This window comes from Frankia sp. AiPa1 (assembly GCF_023243075.1).
Taxonomy (GTDB): domain Bacteria; phylum Actinomycetota; class Actinomycetes; order Frankiales; family Frankiaceae; genus Frankia.
In genome coordinates this window covers 23,640-30,166 of the sequence record NZ_JALKFZ020000139.1, presented here as the reverse complement: position 1 = coordinate 30,166, position 6,527 = coordinate 23,640, and the positions used below count along the sequence as shown (strand labels likewise).

Here is a 6,527-nt window from a genome sequence, read left to right as displayed (position 1 = left end):
AGCGTTGCTCGGCCTGCGGGCAGGTAGCGCCCGGGAACCGCGAGAGCCAAGCGGTATTCCGGTGCGTCGCCTGCGGGTATACGGCCAACGCCGACATCAACGCGGCATTGAACATCGCGGCCGGACGGGCCGTGACCGCGCGGGAAGGCGCCGGGTTGCCGGTGCCCGTGAACCGCGAACCTCAACCTTCCCCACCTCCTCTGGTAGGTGTGTAGGAGTTGGAATCCCCCGCGTTCACGCAGGGGAGGACGTCAATGGTCCAGCCCTTCGGCGCGGATCGCGGCGAAGGCCTGGTCGGCGACGTCGAGGGTGAGGGCGATGTCGTCCTCGGTGAGGGCGGCGTTGATGAAGTGGTTGTGGTGGGAGGTGAGGAACACGCCGCGCCGTACGCAGGCGGCGATCCACCGCTGGTGCAGCATGAGCGAGTCGTCGCCGGCGAGCCGCAGGTAGAACAGCGCGGGTTCGCCGGAGACGACCAGCGTGTGGCCGTGGGACGCGGCGACGTCGACGAGTCCGTCGGTCAGCCGGGTGCCGAGCCGCCGGAACAGCGCGGGTGCGTCAAGCTCCCGCAGTTTGCGCAGGTTCGCGAGGCCGGCGGCGAACGGAACCGCGCTCATCCAGTAGCTGCCGGTGTAGGTGATGCTGCTGACCGCCTCCCGCAGGCTGTCCTTCCCGCACAGGGCGGAGACGTTGTAGCCGTTCGCGATCGCCTTGCAGAAGCAGATCAGGTCGGCGGAGAAGCCGTAGTGGTGGTCGCTGCCGGCCAGGTCGAGGCGGAACCCGGCGCGCACGTCGTCGACGATGAGCACCACCCCGTGCTCGTCGCAGAGCTTCCGGACGGCCGGCCAGTACCCCGGCGCCGGGAGTTCGTTGTCGACGAAGTTCCCGTGCTGGTAGGGCTGGGCGATGAGGGCAGCGATCTCGCCGCGGTGCCGGGTGAACACGCCGCGCAGCGCGTCGAGGTCGTTCCAGGGCACCTCGATGTTCCCGGCGACGTCCTGGTCGAGCACCCCGGGGTAGTCGAGTTTCTGGGTCCACGGGGCGACACCGTGGTAGTAGCCCTCGATGAGGACGATCCGGCGCCGGCCGGTGGCTGCCCGCGCGGTCATCATCGCCAGCGTCGTGACGTCGCCTCCGTTCTTGGCGAAGAACGCCCAGTCGGCGCTGGCCACGGTGTCGACGAGCCGCTCGGCGAAGTCGACCATCGTCGACGATGGGATCGACACGACGTCCTCGAGCCGCTCCTGAGCCTGGGCCGCCGCCGCGACGTCCGGATCGCCGTAGCCGAGGATGTTCGGCCCATAGCCGCACATGTAGTCGATGAACTCGTTGCCGTCGACGTCCCAGAACCGGGTGCCCGAGGCACGTTGGGAGAACAGCGGGAAGGCGGACCGTGGGATGAAGCAGCCGGTGCTGGGACCGAGGTGACCGTAGACGCCGGCGGGGATGACCCGCGCGGCGCGGGCGAACACGGCCTCGCTGCGCTCGTGACGGTAGGGGACGGAGGGCGGGGCGGTGCGGGTCGTCATTGCTGGTCAGCCTCCGAGGTAGGCGCCGACGCGGTCGAGGATGCGGTTGGTGTTGTCGACGAGGGGGATGTAGCCGCGCATCGCGACCCGGCCGTCGCAGACGCAGGCCAGCGCGCTCTCCCGGCCGCCGAGGATGCCGCTGACGACATCGAGGTCGGCGAACCGCAGGGCGGCCCGCGGCGGGCCGGCGGGGTCGGCGTCGACGCGCAGCCGATGGGCCCGCACCGCCAGGCGGTACCGCAGCTCGTCGCCGACCTCGAGGTCGAGGTCGCCGTCGGGCATGTGCGCGGCGGAGAACCGTCCACTGCGGTCCTGGTTGGCGACGATCGCGATCGCGCTGACGACGACGTGCAGCGTCAGCAGCGCGCTCGCGGTGGCGAAGGCGGGTTCGGCGAGCCGTCGCGGGGTGGGCCGCAGGTAGGTGGTGAGCACATCGCCGAGCGGGGTGAAGACCCGGGTGAGAAACCGCAGGCCGGCGGGTCCGGCGACGGGCACCGGCTGGGCGGTGCCGGCGATGACGGCGTTGAGGTGCCGGGGCGAGGCGAACAGCAGCCGCGCCCTCCGCCCGGCGGCCGTGCCACGGTGTGCCGTCTCCCCGCCGGCCGTCTCCCCGCCGGCCGTGCCGTCGGCAGCCGTGCCGTCGCCGGCCGGCTGGACGTCCGTGTGGGTGAACGTGTAGCTGGCGCGTGGCCCGCCGCGGGCGGCGAGGGTCAGGGTGGTCGGACGGGTCACCCGCGCCAGGATCGGAGCCGCGTCCGGCGCGAGCTGCGCGAGCCGGGGCAGCGCCCCGAGCACGGCGTGCGCGTTGATCTCCGCGAGCACCCGGTCGTCGAGCTCGGTCAGCATGCGGTGTCCTCCCTTCCGTGCCCCCCCGGATGCTCCGGCGGGGCTTGCGGGGCTTGCGGGGCCTGTGCGGCTGGTACGACGGGGACGGCCAGCGCGGCGAAGGAGCGGGCGATGAAGCGGATGTGCGCCCGTGCGGCCTCGCTGTCGCGATCGGTGAGCCAGGCGATGGTCAGGCCGTCGAGCGAGGCGGTGAGACTGCGCGCGAGCCGCTCGACCGGTTCGACCCAGCGGACTCCCGCGAGCTCGGCCGCGTGGTCGAGGCTGGCCAGGGCCGCACGGTGATAGGTCGCCCACTGGGCCCGCACCGCCGGCTGGTCGTGCCGTACGGCGTGCATCGCGACCTCCAGCAGCGCCTGTTCCCGCCCTGGATCGGTCTCCAGCAGCCGCAGGTAGGCGTCGAGGCCGGCGACGAGGATGTCGGTCAGGCTGGCCGGCTCGCCGATGAGGTTCGCCTCGAACCAGGCGGCGAGCCGTTCCTCGTCCGTGACCTGCTCGATGACCGCCGAGATGAGCTCCTCGCGGGAGGTGAACACGTAGTGGAAGGCGCCGAGGGGCATCCCCGCCTCCGCCGTGATCGCCCGGGTGCTGGCGGTGGCGAGGCCGTCGCGGGCGATCACCCGGATCGCCGCGTCGATCAGCTCCGCCCGGCGCTGTTCGAGCGACAGCCGGCGCATCATGCGCCGGCCCCGGTCCGTGCCGCCGGCGCGGCCGACTGCGACGCGTCCCGGCGCGCGGCCCGGCGCGCGGCCCGGCGGGTGGCGCGCTGCCCGATGGCGAGGGTGAGCCGCCGCGGCGCGGATCTGGCGCCGAGTGCCCGGATCCGGTTCGCGCCCCCGACGGTCAGCACCGGCCCGCCCCAACCGCGGCCGTCGAGGGCGCGCACCGTCGCGTCGAGCACCTCCTCGACGCTGGCCACCCGGCCCACCTGGAACTGGCGGGAGCCGGCCGCCTCGAAGAACTCCGTCTCGGTCGGCCCGGGGCACAGCGCGAGCACCCGCAGCCCGCTGCCCCTGGTCTCCTGCCAGATCGCGGCGGTCAACGAGGTGAGGTACGCCTTGCTCGCGGCGTACACGGCGAGGTTCGGCACCGGCTGGTGGGAGGCGTTGCTGGACACCATGAGCAGCACCCCCCGCGGCGCGGCGAGCAGGTCGGGCAGCAGCAGGCGGGTGAGCAGGGTCGGTGCGGTCACGTTGACGGCGATCTCCGCGGCGACCCGTTCGGGCACCTCGTGGACGAACGGGCCGGCCGTCCCGAAGCCCGCGCAGTTGACGAGCACCTCGGCGCGCAGGCCGGCGTCGCGCAGCGCGTCCGCGACAGCGCGCGGCGCGCCCGGCTCCGCCAGATCGGCGGGCAGCACGGTGACCTCGACGCCGGCGCGGGCGCGCAGCTCCTCGGCCAGCACCGTCAGCCGTGCCGTGCGCCGCGCGACCAGCGCGAGATCGTGGCCGCGGTCGGCGAGGCGGATCGCGAGACCGCGGCCGATCCCCGAGCTGGCGCCGGTGACGATCGCGACGGGGCGGTTACCGTCGGGCATGAGCCTTCTCCTGACGTTGACGTGGACGAAGGGACAGCGGGTGGTCCACCCCTCGGTAGCCGTCGTTCCTGGGCGGCCGCATGTGCCGGGCGGCTGCGGTTCCCGGCCGGTCGTAGTTCCCGGCAGCCGATTTGGACGATCGTCCAACATTCGGTAGTGAACCACGCAGTAGTCGGGGCAGGGAACGTCCGTCGTGTGTTCACATCGCGTGACCGTGCCTAGGCGCGGGCCGCCTCCCACATCCGCACGTACGCCTCGGCGCCGTTCATGAGCTGGCCGCGCAGCCGAGGCCCATCCGGGCCGGCCTGCTGGATCAGGTCGGCGTACCAGTCGGCGTACTCGCCGTATTCGGCGACACCGTCGGTGTTCAGGTCGTACGTTCGCTGCCCGTACTGGTGCCGGTCGAAGCGCACCCCGTTGGGGGCGGTGAAGGGATAGGCCAGCGGCGACGCGGCGGCGTTGAGGCGGGGCGGTGCCTGCGGCGCGAGCCCGTTCACGTCGGATCCGTAGCCGTAGCCGGTGATCGCGCCGCCGTGCGGCAGCGCGTTGTTCGCCCGCCACTCGTGCAGGAAGTCGGGCTCGCCGTTGCCGGCGTCCCCGGCGGCATAGCCGTAGGTCGCCACGAACCCGCCGTCCGCCAGCACCCGGTCGACGATCCCCCGGTCGGCCCAGCTGTGGGCGGACAGCACGCCGGGGTAGTGGGCGGCCTCGACGATGTTCAGCACATCCTCGGCGGTCTTCACGCCCATATGGTCGATATTTATGATCATGCCTCGGGTGATCGCCTGCCGTACCAGGTACGCGCCGAGCGCGGTCAGCCCGCGCACGTTGCACACCGATCCGCTGGGATAGACGGGCAGCGTGGTGCCGGCAGGCAGGGTGGCCGAGCCGCCGGCCTTCGCCAGCAGGGCCGCGATGGCGTCGCTGACCAGCGGTTGTTCGTTGTCACTCGGGCCGGTGCAGGGGGTCACCTGCCACCAGTGGCCGGTCGAGATGCGGTTCGCGACGTTGATCGCGACGCCGGTCGTGCCGGGGTCGAACCGCGTGCCGCCGAAGGCGTTGTCAAACTTGTGCACCGGGAAGATGTTGCTCACGCCGTAGGACTGCAGGGTGTTCAGGCCGGCGTCGATGTCGGCCTGGGTGCACTGCGGGACGTCGTTGATCTCGCGGCAGCCGAACAGCTCGGACGACTCGATCCCGATGGTCACCGCGAGCTTTCCGGCCGCGGCGATCTGGCGGACCTGCCGCGGCGTGGTGGCGATGCGGAACCAGCCCTTGCCCGCGCCGCCGCCCCGCGCGTCGATGTAGTCCTGCATGCGGTACAGGAAGGCGGCCTGGCGGCGGATCTGCTCCATCTCGTCGCAGCTCGTCCTGCTGCCCGGATAGAGCTCGCAGATCACCCGGTTGGCGACGAGCAGCGTGTTCATCACCCGCAGTCCGGCCCGCCAGGCGCGCTCGATGCCGGTGTAGTAGGCCTGTTCGTGCAGCTGCGAGTCCGGCTCCGGCCAGTCGGTGAAGGTCGGCCAGCCCTGGCCGGACGCCGTCGGGTCGGTCCCGCCGACGATCGCCTCGAGCAGGGCGCCAAGGGTGAGCGGGCCGTGCGACGGGCAGGGCGCGAGCGCCTCGACGACGCCCCCCTCGGCGAAGGGCCTGCCGCAGCGCAGCGAGCCGCCGAACGCCTCGGACGCGGTGATGTGCGCATGCGCGTCGATCAGGCCGACGAGGTCGCCCGCGGCGTTCGTGCCGGCCGGCCGGGTCGAGTCGAGTGCGTTCACCCCGATCTCCGGTACCTGGTAGCAGCCGGTGGCCGCGGTGAGCGTGACCGTCGCCTTCCCGGCGGCGAGCAGGCCGAGCCGGGAGCCGAGCTGCCCGCCGGTCGCGGTGTTGACGATCCGGTAGGCGTCACCGGCCCGCGCGAGGGTCCAGTCGGCCCGCGTGCCGTAGGAGCTGCCACCCAGGACGGTGTCGGTGACCGCCTGGTACAGCCGCTGGCCACGCGTTTCGTAGATCAGGTAGTGGCCGAGGGCCGTGGCCGCGAACATCAGCGGCTCGGCCTGCGCCGCGGTGCCGTCGGTGCGGTAGCCGATCGCCGCCTGGGTGACGTAGGTGGCCTGGCTGGCCGACGCACCATCACTGCGAACAGAGGCGATGAAGCACCGGCCGTCCAGGTCCTGGACGGCCGGTGGGGTATCAGCGGAGGCCGCCCGCGAAGCCAGCAGTGACCCGGCGAGCAGAAGGATGAGCAGCGCGCAACAAGATCGTTTCAAGAGTCTGCTTCCGGAGGTTGTCTGGTCGGTGGCGAGACCACGCCCGGTTCGGGGGACGCCTCGAGGCATATCAGTTGGACGATCGTCCAAGACTGTAGAGGTGCAGGTAGAGCACTTACAAGCGGGAATGGTCGAATTAACCGGGCGGAAAACGGCAGGCGTCGCGCCGTAACCCGCGGCCGATAGCGGATCACGGAGTCAATCGGCCAGCCGGCGGGACCGCTCGGGGAGTCGTCCCCGCCAGATGATCACAGCCGTGAACGCCCGAGGCCAGGGTTCGTGGAGGTACGACAGTCCCAGGCCGCCGGGCCATCGGCGGCCGATTCCGCCGCGCGGCTTGTGCGGGCGTTG

General features: G+C 72.1%; 6 protein-coding genes. 1 reads left to right on the top strand and 5 read right to left on the bottom strand.

Translation table 11 applies throughout. The annotated features are described in order from the left end of the window. Window positions 1–215, top strand: a 215-nt coding sequence (locus MXD95_RS14490) for a zinc ribbon domain-containing protein (RefSeq protein ID WP_250641137.1), incomplete at its 5' end; no start/stop codon positions are given. Between the two features lie 36 nt (window positions 216–251). On the opposite strand, the gene MXD95_RS14485 is transcribed toward MXD95_RS14490, so the two are convergent. The 5 genes from MXD95_RS14485 to MXD95_RS14465 all read right to left on the bottom strand — a co-directional run bounded on the left by MXD95_RS14485 (window position 252) and on the right by MXD95_RS14465 (window position 6,176). Continuing rightward, window positions 252–1,529, bottom strand: a complete 1,278-nt coding sequence (locus MXD95_RS14485; RefSeq protein ID WP_250641136.1) for an aminotransferase class III-fold pyridoxal phosphate-dependent enzyme — start codon at window positions 1,527–1,529, stop codon at window positions 252–254. Between the two features lie 6 nt (window positions 1,530–1,535). Then, window positions 1,536–2,375, bottom strand: coding sequence for a hypothetical protein (locus MXD95_RS14480; protein WP_250641135.1), 840 nt, complete (start codon window positions 2,373–2,375; stop codon window positions 1,536–1,538). Then, the gene (locus MXD95_RS14475) at window positions 2,369–3,049 is read right to left on the bottom strand and encodes a TetR/AcrR family transcriptional regulator (protein ID WP_250641134.1); all 681 of its coding nucleotides are present in this window, start codon (window positions 3,047–3,049) and stop codon (window positions 2,369–2,371) included. The genes MXD95_RS14480 and MXD95_RS14475 overlap by 7 nt, the downstream gene beginning before the upstream one ends. Then, entirely contained in the window at window positions 3,049–3,909 is an 861-nt protein-coding gene (locus MXD95_RS14470) for an SDR family NAD(P)-dependent oxidoreductase (protein ID WP_250641133.1), read from the bottom strand. Before MXD95_RS14470 ends, MXD95_RS14475 begins: the two co-directional genes overlap by 1 nt. A 218-nt stretch (window positions 3,910–4,127) precedes the next feature. Next, window positions 4,128–6,176, bottom strand: a complete 2,049-nt coding sequence (locus MXD95_RS14465) for an amidohydrolase family protein (protein ID WP_250641132.1) — start codon at window positions 6,174–6,176, stop codon at window positions 4,128–4,130. Window positions 6,177–6,527 lie beyond the last annotated feature (351 nt).